Here is a 15,880-nt window from a genome sequence, read left to right on the forward strand (position 1 = left end):
ACAGGGAGATCGGTGCACTGTGCCAGCAGGCAACGAGTACACGGTTGATGAGATCATGGCGGTTTGCATCGCCCGCCGTCTGAGCGATGAGGTGACTGTTGCCCAGGGGATTGCCACACCACTGGTAGCTGCCGGTTACCTGCTGGCCAAGCTCACGCATGCGCCCAACCTGCGCTTTGCCTCGGCCATTGGCCAGGGTATTTGCCAGGACTGGGCGCCATTAGGCCTGGCACGCACGGAGGCGCTGTGGCTGGATAAGGCGCTGACCACGGTCGGGTTTATCACCGTGGCGGCCGATTTGCTGCCGCGCCTACATCCCATTGAGTATCTGCGGCCTGCCCAGATTGACGCGCAGGGCAACTTCAACAACCTGGCGATTGGCGAAGATTACTGGCATCCTCGGATGCGGTTGCCGGGTTCTGGTGGTATCCCGGATGTGAGCGTGGTGTACAGCGATATGCACCTGTATGTTCCCCGCCACTCGCGGGCAGTCTTTGTGCCACGGGTGGATGTGGTCAGCGGACTGGGGCACAGCCCGGCGCGCCGGCAGGGGCGCGGCCCGGTGTATCTGCTCAGTGACCTGGGTCAATTTGACTGGGTTGATGGACGGCTGCGACTGTTTGCCTGTCATCCCGGTGTGACTGTGGAGCGCGTTGTCGCCAAGACCGGCTGTGAGTTGCTGATTGCCCCGGACCTGGCAGAAACCCCGCCGCCAGCAGCCGAGGAACTGCGCCTATTGCGCGAAGAGATCGATCCCTTGGGATTGCGCAAGCTGGAGATACTGGGTGGCGCAGCGCGTAAAGCCCTGCTACGGGATATCCTTGCTCAGGAGGGGGCACTGTAACGGGTTGCATGTACGGAGAGGATGGGGCGGATGGCTCCAGCGGATCGGTTTGTGGCCGAGACGACCTTCTATGTGCGCTATGCTGAGACTGACGCCATGGGCATAGTTCACCATGCCAGTTATGTTGTCTATTTTGAAGAAGGGCGGTCGCACTATGCGCGGGCACGCGGCGCTGATTACGCTGCCTTTGAGCGCACAGGACATTACTTTGCGGTGAGTGAAGTCTATGCCCGCTACCAGCAGCCGGCCCGTTATGGCCAAAGGCTGACCGTGCGCTGCTGGATCGAGGATCTCCGTAGTCGTTCGGTGACCTTTGGGTATGAGATCGTTGATGCTGATACCGGGACACTGCATGTAACCGGACACAGCAAGCACATCTGTGTCAATCATGGGGGACAGGTGACAGCCATCCCACCGGAGTGGCGCGCGCGGTTGCAGGGCTGACCGTAAACGATGCGGGACTGGGGGCAAGGCAATGCGATTCTCCAAACGATGGTTGTGGTTGATTCCGGTGGCGCTGGTTCTGGCGCTGGTGGGATTTGTGCTGTGGGCCAGTAATCCCCTGCCGCCAATGGCGGAGGCGCTGGCTGCGCTGGAAAGCGACGCCAGTGTGCGCGTCACTCAGAGTGAATGGCTGGTATTTGAGCCGGTTGACGCTGCCAGGCCAGCAGGGTTCATCTTCTATCCCGGTGGGCGAGTGGATCCACGCGCTTATGCACCGTATGCCCGCGCTATTGCTGAGCAGGGCTATCTGACGGTGATCGTGCCGATGCCGCTCAACCTGGCGGTACTGGCGCCGGGGCGAGCGGCGGATGTGATCAACCGCTTTCCTGCTGTTCCCCGCTGGGTGGTTGGCGGGCATTCGCTGGGCGGTGCGATGGCCGCCAGTTTTGCCTACAGTCAGCCCGCGCAGGTTGCCGGTCTGGTACTATGGGCGGCGTATCCTGCAGACAATAACAGCCTGGCCGGGGCGGACCTGCCAGTAGTCTCGATCTATGGCACGCAGGATGGGCTGGCGGCGCCTGAGAAGGTGCTGGCATCAGCGCGCTTGCTTCCCGATGACGCACGCTTTGTCGCGGTTGAAGGCGGAAACCACGCTCAGTTTGGCTGGTATGGCTCCCAGGGCGGCGATGGCGAGGCGACGATCTCGCGGGCGGCGCAGCAGGATCAGGTCATTGCCGCAACTGTGGCTTTGCTGGAATCTGTTGCGCAGGGGTCAGGGCAGGGTAACCAGGGCTAGGCAGCCTCTCTCTGCCCAGCAAGAGGGGCCGATCGCCGCTGGCCTGTGTGATGATGGTGTTGGCTGTTCTGGAGACAGGCGATCAGATTATTCTCTGGAAGGGAAGCATGGCTTCATACAGCGATCGTCCATGGCTCAAGCACTATGACCCAGGCATCCCGCACACCCTGCAGTATCCGGCGATCCCGCTTCATGGCTTCCTGGAGCAGAGTGCGCGTGAACATCCGGATGCTATCGCCTGTCTGACTTCGCTCAAGCTCCCTTTGCTTGGCCGCAGGCACGCCAGCATTACCTATGGCGAACTGGATGCTGCCGTGGACGCGCTGGCAGCGGCGCTGGTGGATCTGGGACTCAGGAAGGGCGATCGCGTGGCTCTGATCCTGCCCAATTGCACGCAGTTCGTCATTGCGTTCTACGCTACGCTCAAGGCGGGCGGGGTAGTGGCAGCGGTGAATCCGAGCTATCCTCCTCTCCGGTTGCAGGAACAAATTGTTGACTCCGGCGCAACCGTGGCGATTACCCTGAGTCTCTTTTACGAGTCCATCAAGCAGATTCAGCCCAATACCCCGCTTCACCACGTCATCGTGACAAATATCAAGGAGTACTTCCCGGCTGTGGGGCGGCTACTCTTTACCCTGGCGCGGGAAAAGAAGGACGGACACGCCATCCAGAAGCGTCCGGAGGATCACTGGCTGCAGGACCTCCTGCGCCGTTACGGGGGACGTAAGGCTGGCGTGGAAGTCACGCCTGAGGATCGGGCACTTTTCCAGTACACCGGCGGCACTACCGGAGTTTCCAAAGCGGCGGTCTCGACGCATTTCGCCCTGGTGGCGGATACCATGCAGTGCCGGGCGTGGCTCTCTTCGGATATGCGCGGCGCGCCTCATGAGGAAAGCTTCCTGGCAGCGATCCCGCTCTTTCATGTGTTTGGCATGGTGGCTGTGATGAGCTTTGCCGTCTCGATGGCCTCCGCCATGATCATGGTGCCCAATCCGCGGGATATTGATGAGGTGCTGGACAACATCCATGTCTACAAACCCACCCTTTTTATGGGCGTACCAGCGATGTACAACGCGATCAACAATAATGCGCGGGCACAGTCAGGGGCGGTATCGTTAAAATCGCTGCGGGCGTGTTTGAGCGGGTCGGCGCCATTGCCGCCGGCGACCAAGCAGAAATTCGAGGCGCTGAGCGGCGGCAAGCTACTGGAAGGATTCGGGATGAGCGAAATGCCGACTGCTACACATGCTAACCCCTTGCTGGGCGAAAATCGTACCGGCTCGATTGGGCTGCCATTCCCGGATGTTGAGTGCCGGATTGTCAGCCTTGATGATGGTGAGACGGATGTTCCTGTGGGCGAGATCGGGGAGTTGATTCTGCGGGGGCCGCAGATGATGATCGGGTATCATGGCATGCCAACAGAGACGGCCAACGCCCTGCGCGAAGACAGCGAAGGCCGGAAGTGGTTCTATTCCGGGGATATTGCCCGGATGGACGAGGATGGCTACTTCTACATTGTCGACCGCAAAAAGGACATGGCGCTGATCGGCGGCTTCAACGTTTACCCCCGGAATGTTGAGGATGTGCTGATGAGCCACCCTGATGTACTGGAGGTTGGGGTAGCAGCGATTCCTCATCCAGACCCCCAGAAGGAAGGCCAGGAGGCACTCAAAGCCTGGGTTGTCACGAGACCGGGGCGGACGATCACGCCGGAACAACTGGTTGCCTTCGCCGGGCAGTACCTGGCCCGCTATGAGATTCCGACGCGGTTCGAGTTTGTGACGGAATTGCCCAAGACAGCTGTGGGGAAGATCCTGCGTCGGGAACTGGTGCGCATGGAGCTGGAAGCCCGGCAGATGAAACAGGATCGCTGATGGCTGCCGGCTGTTCGCGCCTGGTATTGGGTGTCGCGGCGGCGAGGTCTTTTGGCAAGGGGGGCATATCGTGGAGCCACAGTTGAGTACGCTGGCAGGCATCGCGCTGCTGGTATGTGTCGCCGGGTTTGCGCTGGCGCTCATTCTGCCGCTGGCTTCGGCTATCCTGTCTATTGTTGGCGGTCTGCTCGATTTTGTGATGGATCTCCTGACCGGCGGGCCAGTGACCTGGTGCGGGTGTTTGCTGGCGCTGGTCGTCGTTGGAGGGTGTTGCGGGTTGGCCGCGCTGATCAGTTACGTGCTTTCCACCTGTGGCACACCTCAGGCGGTCAACTTCTGTGTGTGGTTTGGCCTGTAGGCTGTCTGGCTGACCTGCGGACGCATATTCATAATACAGGCCATGTTCGTGCATGCATTCGGAGGAGAAAACGGTTATGGACCCGTCGTTTAAGACGATCATTGAGCCGTTTCGGGTGAAGAGTGTTGAGCAGATCAAGTTCACCACCCGCGAACATCGCGAAGAAGTGCTACGGCAGGCTGGATACAACCTGTTCCTGATCGCCGCGGAAGATGTGCTGATCGATCTGCTGACTGATAGCCGGCACGGGGGCAATGTCGGCCAAGCAGTGGGGTGCGATGATGGTTGGCGACGAGAGCTACGCCGGTTCGCGCTCCTTCTTCCGCCTGGAGGCTGTGGTGCGGAAGATCACCGGCTTCAAGCATGTGATTCCCACTCATCAGGGAAGGGCTGCCGAGCGTATTCTGTTCTCAACGGCGGTCAAAGCCGGTGATGTCATCCCTAACAACACGCACTTTGACACAACCCGCGCCAACATCGAATATGCAGGCGCTGAGGCCCGTGACCTGGTTATTCCGGAAGGGCGGCAACCCGGCGTGATTCACCCCTTCAAGGGGAATATGGACCTGGAGGCGCTGCGGCAAACGATTGCGGAAGTTGGCCGGGAACACATCCCGATGGTAATGCTGACGCTGACCAACAACTCCGGCGGTGGGCAGCCGGTTAGCATGGCCAACATCCGCGCCGTCAGCGAGATCGCCCATGCGCACGGTATTCCGCTGATTATCGATGCCTGCCGCTTTGCCGAAAACAGCTGGTTCATCAAGCAGCGGGAAGAAGGCTATGCTGACAAGACGCCGCTGGAGATCGCCAGGGAGACCTTCAGTTATGCAGACGGTTGCACTATGTCGGCCAAGAAGGACGGCCTGGCTAATATTGGCGGATTCCTGGCGCTGAATGATGATGCGCTGGCGGCACAGTGCCGCAATTTGCTCATCCTGACCGAGGGGTTTCCCACCTATGGCGGGTTGGCCGGGTACGACATGGAGGCCATCGCCCAGGGATTGGAGGAAGTGCTGGAGGAGGATTATCTGCGCTATCGCATCCGGGTGACGGCTTATCTGGCAGAAGCCCTCCTGAAGATTGGCGTGCCGATCGTCCAGCCGCCAGGAGGCCATGCCGTCTACATTGATGCGCGGGCAATGCTGCCGCACATCCCACCCTGCCAGTATCCGGCCCAGGCGCTGGCAGTGGAACTGTACCGGGAAGGGGGTGTGCGCTCAGTGGAGATCGGTTCACTCATGTTTGGCAAGCCGCAGCCTGATGGCACGGAGAAACCGGCGGTACTGGAACTGGTACGGCTGACCATCCCGCGCCGGGTCTATACACAGAGCCATATGGACTATGTAATTGAGGTGATCAGCCGGGTGAACGCCCGCAAGGACAGTATCCAGGGTTTTCGCATTGTGGAGCAGGCGCCGTTTCTGCGGCATTTCAGCGCTCGGCTTGCGCCGGTTGAGGCGGACTAACGACAGGCATTGACGTTGGCCAAGTGCTCCTCATAGGTGGCAGCGTAGAGGTTGCCTGGCCCATTGCAGTTGCCGGTGAAGAACAGGTAATTCGTTTCTGCCGGATACAGAGCGGCGCGGATGGCGTCGATATCCGGGTTGTCGATAGGCGAGGGAGGCAGGCCGGCGTTGAGGTGGGTGTTGTAGGGGGATGGCGTGTTGACCATGCTGCCGCGGATCGGGGGCCACCAGTTTCCGGGACTGCCCAGGGCGTACTGAAGCGTGACGGTTGCGCCAAGCTTCTCACCGCGCCGGAGACGGTTGTGAAAGACACTGCTGATCAGAGTCTGCTCGGCGTAGGCCCATGATTCGCGCTGGATGATCGAGGCGAGGGTGAGCGCCTGGTAGAAGGTCAGACCATGAGCGGCGGCAGCGGCGCTCATATCCGGCGCGTAGTGCGCGGCAAAGGCAGCCAGCAGCATGTCGCGGAAGGTGGCTGCGGTCGTGTCGTTGGTCAGCTCGTAGGTGCCGGGATACAGATAGCCTTCCAGCGTGCTGCCGGGAGGCTTGCTGGCCAGGAATTCATAGGCAGGAAGACCTGCTTCCGGATGGATAGCCGCCAGAAAGTCCGCACCCCAGAATCCCACCGGCAAAGCGTCGATCACGGCGGCAATCTGTTCCGCCCGCCAGCCGGGACGAATGCTGATCGTGCAGTGAGGATCACACTGCGGGGTGCGCGGTCCGGTTCCATCAGCAACCGCAACACCTGCTGGTTCGCTGGAAGGGGCGTTCTCGGCGGCGCCAGGGGGCAGATAGAGCGTTTGCCCGATCTGCAGGAGGTCGCTGGTCAGGCAGTTGGCCTGCCGGAGATCATTTGTGGTGATTGTCGTTCCGGAGATAGCTGCGCCAAGCACATACGCGAACAGAGTCTCGCCCGGTTGCACATGGTGAACTACCCAGCTGGAGGGCGGCGGGCACGCAATATCTGAGGCTGGCGCTGGCGTTTCCGGGTGGGACGTTTCTGTCGGGGAAGGCGTGTCTGTCGCCGGGATGGTAGCCGTTGCACCAGGCGTTGCAGCTGGGGCAAAGGAGCTCAGCGGGCCTGCCAGTGTGGCTACGGGGCTTGGCACCAGAACTGGCGTGGTTGTTGATTCGGCGTAGCGGGGGATGGCCTGGCACCCAGGCGCATTGGATACAAGCAGCACCCCGCTGATTAGCAGTCCGACCAGCGCACAGAGGCCGACGCCTCCCAGAACCAATACGCCAGCCACAACGGGCTGGAAGCCATGACACTGTTTGCCTGTGTGCCGGTCGTTCATCACATGGTACGGGCCTCGGTCAGTTCTGTGCGCCGATCCAGTCGTGTCAGCACATCGATCAGCCGGGCCTGCCATTCTGGACGGGGGAGATTACGCGGTAGCCAGACAGCGGTGCGGCTGACGCGCACGTCGTTTTCCAGGTAGCGTTGCAGGGCAGGGCGATCCACTTCCGCCAGGTAAGGCAGGCGGATGTAAATCTGCTCCGCTTCATGGCCGATGGCTGTGGCCCGTGCCTGTTGCGCCAGGAGCTTGATTCGTAGCTGGAAGAGCAATCCCTGTACGGCATCTGGCAGCGGGCCAAAACGATCGGCCAGTTCTGCGCCGATCTCGTCGATGGCCTGTAGGTCTCTCAAATCGGCCATGCGCCGGTAGAGCTGGAGGCGCAAAGCCACGTCAGCAATGTAGTCCGTTGGAATGAAGGCGGGCAATGGCAGATCGATCGTTGCGGTCGGTTCCTGGGTTCTGGGCGCTGGCGCGGCCAGGCTGCCGCTGGCTTTGAGTTGCTCCACTGCCTGCGCCAGCAGTTGCGTGTACAGGTGGAAGCCGACGGCGGCGATATGACCGCTCTGATGTGCCCCCAGGATATCGCCCGCGCCACGGATCTCCAGATCGCGCATGGCAATGTGGAAGCCTGCGCCCAGGTCGTTATATTCCTTGATGGTCTGCAGGCGCTGGATAGCATCCTCGGTAAGCTTGCTCCAGGGCGGGTGGAAGAAGTAGGCATAAGCGCGTTGTGCGCCGCGTCCCACACGCCCGCGCAACTGGTATAACTGCGCCAGGCCGAACCAATCAGCGCGGTCGATCAGGATCGTGTTGGCGTTGGGAATATCCACACCGGACTCGATGATGCTGGTACAGACAAGCACGTCAAAATCGCCACGGGCAAAACCGAGCATCACCTGTTCCAGTTCATGTTCGGCCATTTGCCCGTGCGCCATTGCTACCCGCGCCTCCGGCACCAGGGCGGTGATTTCCTTGACCTTCATCTGGATGGTCTGCACGCGGTTGTGTACCAAGTAGACCTGTCCGCCGCGCTCAAGCTCGCGCAGGATAGCCTGGCGAACCAGCTGGGGATCATAGACGCCGATGTGGGTGGTGATTGGCAGGCGCTCTTCTGGCGCAGTCTGGATCGTGCTGATGTCGCGGATGCCGGTCAGCGCCATGTACAGCGTACGCGGAATAGGCGTAGCGGTCATGGTCAGGACATCGACTTCGGTGCGCATTTGTTTGAGACGTTCCTTGTGGGTGACGCCAAAGCGCTGTTCCTCGTCAATAATCAGGAGACCGAGGTCTTTGAACTGCACATCCGATTGCAGGAGACGATGCGTGCCAATGATGATGTCAATGGCGCCGGTTGACAGGTCGTGGAGGATCGAACGCTGGACATGCCGGTCACGGAAGCGCGACAGCATTTCCACCTTGACGGGGAATGGCGCCAGACGACGCGTGAAGGTGTTGAAGTGCTGTTGGGCCAGGACGGTTGTCGGTACTAGCATCGCTACCTGCTTGCCATCCATCACCGCTTTAAAGGCTGCCCGTAGCGCAACCTCGGTTTTGCCGTAGCCAACGTCGCCACAGATCAGCCGATCCATTGGCTGCTGGCGTTCCATATCCCGTTTGACTTCCATGATGGCGCGGAGCTGGTCTTCGGTTTCAATATAAGGGAAGGAGGCTTCCAGTTCATGTTGCCAGGGCGTATCCGGGCCAAAAGCGTGCCCCCTGATCCTAGATCGTCTGGCGTACAGTTCGAGGAGTTCGCGGGCCAGTTCCTCCACAGCCTGGCGGGCTGTCTCCTTTACCCGCGACCAGTCAGCGGTGCCCAGACTGCTGAGTTGGGGCGGGCGATCGTCGCTGCCGATATAGCGGGCCAGCCGATCGGCCTGATGAATAGGTACAAAGAGCTGGTCGGTACCGGCATACTGCACCACCAGGTACTCACGCTCGTCGCCGCCGAGCATGCGCCGGTGCAACCCGACAAAACGACCAATCCCATATTCGACATGGACAACATAATCGCCCGGCTCAAGGTCGGCAAAGCGCGCTTCCGGCGTGTGAGGGCGCGGACGGCGTATCCGGCGCGGTTCCGGGCGCTGCCAGCCGAAGATTTCAGCATCGGTGAGCAAGTGCATCGGGCCAGCGGGGCCGTGAAGAGTCCACCCCTCGGCCAGCGCCCCCTCAACAAACTGTAACGAGCCGATCTCAGCCACACTGTGAATGGCATCGATCGGCTTAATGACGCTGTCAACTTCGCCCCACAGTTCAGCCAGCCGCTGAGCCTGGCGGGTGATCACCACGGCGGGCTGATTGTTCAGGCGTAATTCAAACAGGTAATCCAGGAAGGGCTTGATTTGCCCGCTAAAGCGCGGCCCCGGGCTGAAGGCTTCCGCCAGGGATGGTGTGTCATCAAACAGTGGGGCTTCCAGCGCCGGGCCTTCACCGAAGTGCAAAACCCGGCGGGTCGACAATTCCTCGTGAATCTCGTCCCATGTCAGGTAAGGGAGGGGGTAATCCGGCGGAAGCTGGCGGTCTGCCATCTTCTCGGTATGGAGGGCGACCGCCTGTGTCTCCAGTTCCTCAATGACATCGCGTAATTCTGTCCAGTCGTCGACCACAATCAAGGCGTCTTCAGGAATGTAGTCGAGGAGGCTGGCGGGATGCGAGTAGAGGTAGGGCAGGTAGTACTCCAGCAGCGGAAAAGCCACGCCATTGGCCAATGCCATGCCATCTGGACGTGAGGAGCTACCATCCTGCTCCGGATCAGGTTGAGCCACGAACCAGTCCGACAGACGGCCGGCAACCGGAGGGGCCAGGCGGGGCAATGCTTCGCGAGCAGGTGTGACTACGACACGCGCGACCTCGGCGTCAGAGCGCTGGGAAGCCGGGTCAAAGCGCCGCATGCTCTCGATTTCATCCCCGAAGAATTCAATACGTACCGGTAGATCGGCAGCGATCGGATAGATGTCAACAATGCCACCCCGGCGGCTGAAGGTGCCCGGCGCTGTGGCAATAGTCGCTGGCTCATAGCCGATATCCAGGAGCAGACGCAGCAGCTTTTCCGGGTCGGTGCGCGCACCAAGTTTGAGGGCGCGGGAGCCTGAGCGGAATTCCCGGATGGGTAAAGTTTTCTGCATCAGGGCGCGCGCTGAGGTTACAATGATTGGCGCGGAGGTGCGCTGTTCTAGCGGTGGTGGGCAGAGCGCCGCCAGTGTCTGCAACCGGCTACGGATGGTCGCATCTGACCAGGGTACACGCTCGTAGAACAGCGGTCCAGGCTCAGCAAAGCGCAGAATCTCCGCGGTGTCATTCCAGACCGGGAGTTGCTCGGCGATATTGTAGGCGCGGCTGGTGCGTCCGGTGATGTACAGGAGCGGACGTGCAAGGTCTGTAGCCAGGGCCGTCGCCAGGAAGGGCCGCGCAGAGCGCAGCACGTTCAGATCGGTCACTCCAAGACCGGCCTGAATCTGGTTGCATAGAGCAGTGTAGGCAGGAATGTCCCGCAGAAGTTCTCGTAAACCGCTGAGTTGCATACTGGTCAACTACTCTTGCTGTCCTCTTGCAGGGCGTGATCTGTAGTGCTGGCGTTCGAAGCGGGAGCGACAGATCCTTTGTCGCTGGCAGGCGAAGGATCATCCGGTGAGCTTTGGGCCGCGGCTCTCTGTCTCTGTGCCTTGTGGCCAACATTGTGGTTGTAGCGGTTCATGGTGATCTCGATGCCGTCTGCCAGCCAGGACTGCACAGCCTGAGCGACGCGGTCGATAGTCTCCGCAACCAGGATGGATTCATCGCCCTCGCGGAAGGGCAGCAGGACATAGTCGGCGGGATCCATTCGACCTGACGGACGGCCAATGCCGACCCGGATGCGGCTGAATTCCTGCGTGCCAAGCCTCTCAATGATGCTGATCATCCCTTTGTGCCCGCCAGCGCCTCCGCTCTTGCGGATGCGAACAGTTCCGACAGGCAGATCAAGATCATCGAAGATGACCAGAAGGCGGTCCGGCGTGATTCGGTAGAAGTTCGCCACAGCGCTGACGGCATCGCCGCTGAGATTCATGTACGTCTGCGGTTTGATCAGCAGGACTGGCTGCCCGACAATCGTCCCGCTGGCGATGAGCGCCTTCCCCTGTTTGCGGTCGAATGACAGGCCATGCCGTTCGGCCAGTGCATCCACACAGCGGAAGCCGATGTTGTGACGGGTATTGGCGTATTTCACACCCGGGTTCCCCAGGCCGACGATCAAATAGCGTTCAGCCATGACGCCCTGTACACCACTTCTTAATGTAGTCGCAAATGCACCCGCGCAAATCCTGTGCGGGTAACCGTGAGCAAAGCAACATATAAGTCTAGCAGTCGGGATAACAAACCGCAAAAAAACAACTATGCGTTTTTGACTTGTTTGAGGAGGCTGGCTGTGCAGCAGACGAGGCTATGTGATGCTAAGTAAGCCGGCGGTAAGGCTGTAGAACTTTTGCTCGGAGGGGGAATCTGCGCTAAAATAACCAAATTGAATTCCGGTAAATTCGAGGGAGGATAGCGTGGCGGACGGTTTGCAATATACCGAGGCAACCATTCAATACTTGGAAGGCATGGAGCATGTCCGCCGCCGGCCAGGCATGTATGTGGGGGGCACCGATCAGCGCGCCCTGCATCACCTGATTTACGAGGTTGTGGACAATTCGATTGACGAAGCTCTGGCCGGGCGCTGCGACACGATCGAAGTGGTGTTGCATGATGATGGGTCGGTATCGGTTGATGATAATGGCGGTGGCATTCCGGTGGGTGAACACCCCACGGAAAAGATCTCTACGCTGGAGCTGGTACTCACGCGCATCGGGGCGGGCGGCAAGTTCGACGGGCAGGCCTACAAAGTATCGGGCGGTCTGCACGGCGTAGGCGTTTCCGCCGTGAATGCGCTTTCTGATTGGATGAGGGCTACTGTACGGCGCGATGGCAAGGTCTGGCAGCAGGAGTATCGTCGTGGCAAGCCGACGGGCAAAGTCCGCGCAATCCGAGATATGAAGCCGGGTGAACGGACGGGGACCACCATCAGCTTCAAGCCCGATCCGACGATCATGCAGGAGACAGAATTCAACTACCTGACCCTGGTGCAGCGCTTCCGCGAGATGGCTTTTGTCACGCGGGGGGTGACGATCACCATCCGTGATGAACGGGTCAAACCCATCTCCCGGGATATGACCTTCCATTTTGAGGGCGGTATCCAGTCGTTTGTGCGCTACATCAACCGCAATCGTAAGGCTTTGCACCCGGTGATCTACGCTGAACGCGAGGTGGTGGTCAACGAGGGTGACGACAAGAAGCAGTACACGATTGGCGTTGATGTGGCCTTCCAGTACACGGATGCTTCAACAACGACCGAGTTAGCTTTTGCCAACACGATCAACACACCTGATGGCGGAAGTCACCTGACCGGCATGCGCACGTCGATCACCCGCGTGATCAACAACTATGCGCGGAAGGCGGGCCTGCTCAAAGACAAAGACCCAAACTTCTCCGGCACAGATACACTGGAAGGGCTGACTGCTATTGTTAGCGTCAAGCATCCCGATCCGCAGTTTGAGAGCCAGACCAAGGTCAAACTGATGAATCCGGAGGTCGCCGGTGTGGTGTCCTCGGTGACCGCCGACGTGTTTGCCGAGTATCTGGAGTTGAACCCGCGCGAGGCCCGGCGGATCGTCGAGAAGTGCATGACGGCCATGCGCGCCCGCGACGCTGCCAAAAAAGCCAGAGACCTGGTCCGGCGCGGCACCAGCTTGCTGGAAAGTACCACTTTACCGGGCAAGCTGGCTGACTGTTCGGAGCGCGACCCCGAACGTTCGGAGCTATACATCGTCGAGGGTGACTCGGCTGGTGGCAGCGCCAAACAGGGACGCGACCGCCATTTCCAGGCGATCCTGCCGTTGCGCGGCAAGATCCTTAACACAGAGCGAGCGCGGTTGAACAAGATTCTGGACAACAACGAGGTCAAGGCCCTGATCTCGGCGCTGGGGACGGGAATCAGCGAGGATTTTAAGCTGGAGAATCTGCGCTACAACCGGATTATCATCATGACTGATGCCGACGTGGATGGAGCGCACATCCGCACCTTGCTGTTGACTTTCTTCTTCCGGTATATGACGCCGTTAATTCAGAACGGCTACCTGTTCATTGCCCAGCCACCGCTGTACCGGCTGGATTACCGCAAAAACTCGCGTTATGCCTATTCTGACGCAGGCAGAGATGAGATCATCAAGGAGTGGGGGGCTGACCCGGCAAAGGTGGCCATCCAGCGCTATAAGGGTCTGGGCGAGATGAATCCTGAGCAGCTGTGGGAAACGACCATGAACCCGGCAACCCGAACCCTGCTGCAGGTGACGATTGAGGATGCGGCGGAAGCAGACCGCATCTTCGATATGCTGATGGGGTCCAGCGTGCCGCCGCGCCGTCGCTTCATCCTCACCCATGCCAAGAACGTGCGCAACCTGGATATCTAGCCAACAGGCGACTGGCGGTTATCTCGTCTGTTTTGCCCGGAGTCAATCAAGCGGTATCGCAAAGCGGTACCGCTTGATTCCTGTATCCAGCCAGCAGATACCCGGGCTGCTTAGCGACAGAAAGTATCCGGGTTGAGGGTGCTCAATGGTTTCCATTCCCAGCCGGTGGGAGGGCTGCCCACTGGATCGAGGACAGTGCAGGAGAAGATCAGGTTGACCTGGGCAGTAGTGTCCTGGCGGCAGACAACATAGTGGGATGGAGCCAGGCCGTCAGAAGGGGCCTGTGGCTGGCGGGCGATCTGGTAGGCAGCGATGCCGACACTGGCAGCGAGGCGGCTGAGCGCAGTTTCTGCCTTTTCATTACGGAGGATGTGCGTGTTGGGCAATTCGGTCTCTGTGCCTGCGCGGACAAGCGCCTGATCCCGGTGGCAGAACAGGGCGGTGACGCGGGTGCTGTGGGCGTTGCGGCGGCTGCGTTCGGCGCGGATGATCCCGATGAACTCGTCCACGGCCTGGCTAAGACTATCATTAACGATCAGGTAATCACACATGGCTGCAAACTTCATCTCGAAGGGGACTCGTTGCAGCCTTCTACTAATCTCCTCCTCGGTTTCCTCGGCGCGGTCCCGAATCCGTTGTTCCAGCACCCTGGCATCAGGGGGGCAGACAAATACCAGCACCGAGTTTTCGGGGTAGCGATGCTTGAGGATGGCCGCTCCCAGTACGTCGATGTCGGCGACGTGATCGGTGGTATCGGCGATCGCGTCTTCCACCGTCTGGCGAAGCATACCATAGCGGTGGCCGTGGACCCATTGCCACTCAAGCAGGGCGTTCTCCTCGATCAGCTTCACGAAGCTGTCTTCGGTTTGAAAGAAATGCTCCCGGCCTTCCTGCTCGGTATGGCGCTTTTCGCGGGTCGTTGCGGTAGGGAGCTGCCTGAGGTTGCCTACCTGCTTCAGCGCATCCTGCATAATGGCGTTCTTGCCGACTGCAGAGGGGCCAACAAGGACGAAGATCAGCCCACGGCGCGGGGCGTCATCGATCATATGCGTTCTCCTACCCGTTTCTGTGCGGGTCAGGCTGCAAGTGTAGCAGGCTGGCGGCGTTCAATCCAGTCCTTTTTGCCACAGCGGCCAAGAATGCATATGCTGTGATGAAGAATGGCACTAGGCGCTAGAAAGCCAGGCATGCTAAGCTCAGAATATGCCGGCTGCGGCGGGTATCAGGGCGTTGCAAAGGAGGAGCAGCTTTGAGCGCACAGATCATTGATGGCAATGTCATTGCTGAACGGATGCAGGCGGAGATCGCTGCCGCTGTGCAGAAGATGAAGGATGAGCATGGCGTAACCCCCGGATTGGCCGCTGTGCTCGTCGGCGATAACCCGGCGTCGCGCCAGTATGTGGGGATGAAGCGGCGGCGGTGCGCCAAGGTGGGGATTGACTCTTTTGGCTATGAATTGCCGGCCACCACCACTCAGGAGGAACTTCACAAGCTGATTCTGGAATTGAATGCCGATCCCAAAGTGCACGGCATTCTGGTGCAGTTGCCTCTGCCCGATCATATTGATGAAGAAGCCATTCTGAGCGCGATACAACTTGAGAAAGACGTTGATGGTTTCCACCCGGTGAACATCGGACGCCTGGCGATGAAAGGGCGTGAGCCACTCTTTATTCCGGCGACACCCTACGGTTGCATGGTGTTGCTGGATGAGGTGGGTGTTCAGGTGTCAGGGGCTAATGCTGTCGTGCTGGGCCGCAGCAATATCGTTGGCCTGCCTGCTGCCATGCTGCTCTTACACCGCAATGCGACAGTGACTATCTGCCACAGTCGGACCAGGGACCTGCCTGCAGTGGTGCGGACTGCGGATATTCTGATTGCGGCGGTGGGGCGTCCAGAGATGGTCAAAGCGGACTGGGTCAAGCCGGGCGCGGTGGTGATCGATGTCGGCTCGAACCGGATTGAGGATCCAGCTGCGGAGAAGGGCTATCGCTGGGTAGGCGATGTGGCTTTTGACGAGGTCAAGGAAGTTGCCGGGGCGATTACCCCGTCGCCGGGCGGCGTTGGGCCGATGACGATCACCATGTTGCTGAAGAACACCCTGCGGGCTGCGGAGATGGCCATCGCCAGGGCTGGTCAGTAGCGCGGTATGTACCAACACTCTCCGGCTGGGACAACGTCATGCCCACGGCTGTTGCAAAGTCCGGTAGTGTATCTTTCGCGGTTGAAATTCAGATGCCGGTTGAAGGTTGCCCATCTAAGCACCAAATCGCATGTGTATTTTCTCTCAAAATGACACGCGACTTCATTCT

11 protein-coding genes and 1 pseudogene are annotated in these 15,880 nt (G+C 59.8%); 8 read left to right on the top strand and 4 right to left on the bottom strand.

What is annotated here, in order from left to right; all coding sequences use genetic code 11:
* The first annotated feature begins 19 nt into the window (after positions 1-19).
* From HPY64_12740 to HPY64_12765, 6 genes and pseudogenes are all read left to right on the top strand, one after another.
* Positions 20-844 carry a hypothetical protein gene (locus HPY64_12740; GenBank protein ID NPV68004.1) on the top strand — a complete coding sequence of 275 codons (825 nt, stop codon included), beginning with the start codon at positions 20-22 and terminating at the stop codon, positions 842-844.
* A 30-nt stretch (positions 845-874) separates the two neighbouring features.
* On the top strand, positions 875-1,288 hold the full coding sequence (locus HPY64_12745; GenBank protein ID NPV68005.1) for an acyl-CoA thioesterase: 414 nt from the start codon (positions 875-877) through the stop codon (positions 1,286-1,288).
* Positions 1,289-1,319: 31 nt separating this feature from the next.
* On the top strand, positions 1,320-2,084 hold the full coding sequence (locus tag HPY64_12750) for an alpha/beta hydrolase (protein NPV68006.1): 765 nt from the start codon (positions 1,320-1,322) through the stop codon (positions 2,082-2,084).
* A gap of 107 nt (positions 2,085-2,191) precedes the next feature.
* On the top strand, positions 2,192-3,958 hold the full coding sequence (locus HPY64_12755; GenBank protein NPV68007.1) for a long-chain fatty acid--CoA ligase: 1,767 nt from the start codon (positions 2,192-2,194) through the stop codon (positions 3,956-3,958).
* A gap of 70 nt (positions 3,959-4,028) precedes the next feature.
* On the top strand, positions 4,029-4,316 hold the full coding sequence (locus tag HPY64_12760) for a hypothetical protein (protein ID NPV68008.1): 288 nt from the start codon (positions 4,029-4,031) through the stop codon (positions 4,314-4,316).
* A 52-nt stretch (positions 4,317-4,368) separates the two neighbouring features.
* A pseudogene (locus HPY64_12765) lies at positions 4,369-5,785 on the top strand (tryptophanase).
* Here the strand turns inward: HPY64_12765 and mltG are convergent.
* Genes mltG through HPY64_12780 form a run of 3 tightly spaced genes read right to left on the bottom strand, consistent with a single transcriptional unit; the run spans position 5,782 to position 11,335 of the window.
* The gene (gene mltG / locus HPY64_12770; protein ID NPV68009.1) at positions 5,782-7,083 is read right to left on the bottom strand and encodes an endolytic transglycosylase MltG; all 1,302 of its coding nucleotides are present in this window, start codon (positions 7,081-7,083) and stop codon (positions 5,782-5,784) included. The pseudogene HPY64_12765 and the gene mltG sit on opposite strands and share 4 nt — an antisense overlap.
* A complete protein-coding gene (gene mfd, locus HPY64_12775; GenBank protein ID NPV68010.1) occupies positions 7,083-10,610 on the bottom strand; it encodes a transcription-repair coupling factor in 3,528 nt (1,175 codons plus the stop codon). Before mfd ends, mltG begins: the two co-directional genes overlap by 1 nt.
* Before the next feature lie 5 nt (positions 10,611-10,615).
* Complete coding sequence (locus HPY64_12780; protein ID NPV68011.1) at positions 10,616-11,335, bottom strand: aminoacyl-tRNA hydrolase; 720 nt, start codon at positions 11,333-11,335, stop codon at positions 10,616-10,618.
* A 280-nt stretch (positions 11,336-11,615) separates the two neighbouring features.
* Between HPY64_12780 and gyrB the strand changes: the two genes are divergently transcribed.
* Complete coding sequence (gene gyrB, locus HPY64_12785; GenBank protein ID NPV68012.1) at positions 11,616-13,571, top strand: DNA topoisomerase (ATP-hydrolyzing) subunit B; 1,956 nt, start codon at positions 11,616-11,618, stop codon at positions 13,569-13,571.
* A gap of 110 nt (positions 13,572-13,681) precedes the next feature.
* Here gyrB and gmk read toward each other — a convergent pair whose 3' ends face one another.
* Complete coding sequence (gene gmk, locus HPY64_12790) at positions 13,682-14,617, bottom strand: guanylate kinase (GenBank protein NPV68013.1); 936 nt, start codon at positions 14,615-14,617, stop codon at positions 13,682-13,684.
* A gap of 203 nt (positions 14,618-14,820) precedes the next feature.
* On the opposite strand from gmk, the gene folD reads away from it, so the two are divergent.
* Positions 14,821-15,711 carry a bifunctional methylenetetrahydrofolate dehydrogenase/methenyltetrahydrofolate cyclohydrolase FolD gene (folD, locus tag HPY64_12795; GenBank protein NPV68014.1) on the top strand — a complete coding sequence of 297 codons (891 nt, stop codon included), beginning with the start codon at positions 14,821-14,823 and terminating at the stop codon, positions 15,709-15,711.
* Positions 15,712-15,880 lie beyond the last annotated feature (169 nt).

Source organism: Anaerolineae bacterium, from assembly GCA_013178165.1.
In the GTDB taxonomy this organism is placed as follows: Bacteria; Chloroflexota; Anaerolineae; order Aggregatilineales; family Ch27; genus Ch27.

What these genes read in the sequence shown, in the direction of transcription:
- gmk (NPV68013.1), bottom strand. Translation starts at nt 14,617, where the DNA reads ATGATCGATGACGCCCCGCGCCGTGGGCTGATCTTCGTCCTTGTTGGC.
- HPY64_12780 (NPV68011.1), bottom strand. Translation starts at nt 11,335, where the DNA reads ATGGCTGAACGCTATTTGATCGTCGGCCTGGGGAACCCGGGTGTGAAA.
- HPY64_12750 (NPV68006.1), top strand. Translation starts at nt 1,320, where the DNA reads ATGCGATTCTCCAAACGATGGTTGTGGTTGATTCCGGTGGCGCTGGTT.
- mltG (NPV68009.1), bottom strand. Translation starts at nt 7,083, where the DNA reads ATGAACGACCGGCACACAGGCAAACAGTGTCATGGCTTCCAGCCCGTT.
- HPY64_12755 (NPV68007.1), top strand. Translation starts at nt 2,192, where the DNA reads ATGGCTTCATACAGCGATCGTCCATGGCTCAAGCACTATGACCCAGGC.
- HPY64_12745 (NPV68005.1), top strand. Translation starts at nt 875, where the DNA reads ATGGCTCCAGCGGATCGGTTTGTGGCCGAGACGACCTTCTATGTGCGC.
- mfd (NPV68010.1), bottom strand. Translation starts at nt 10,610, where the DNA reads ATGCAACTCAGCGGTTTACGAGAACTTCTGCGGGACATTCCTGCCTAC.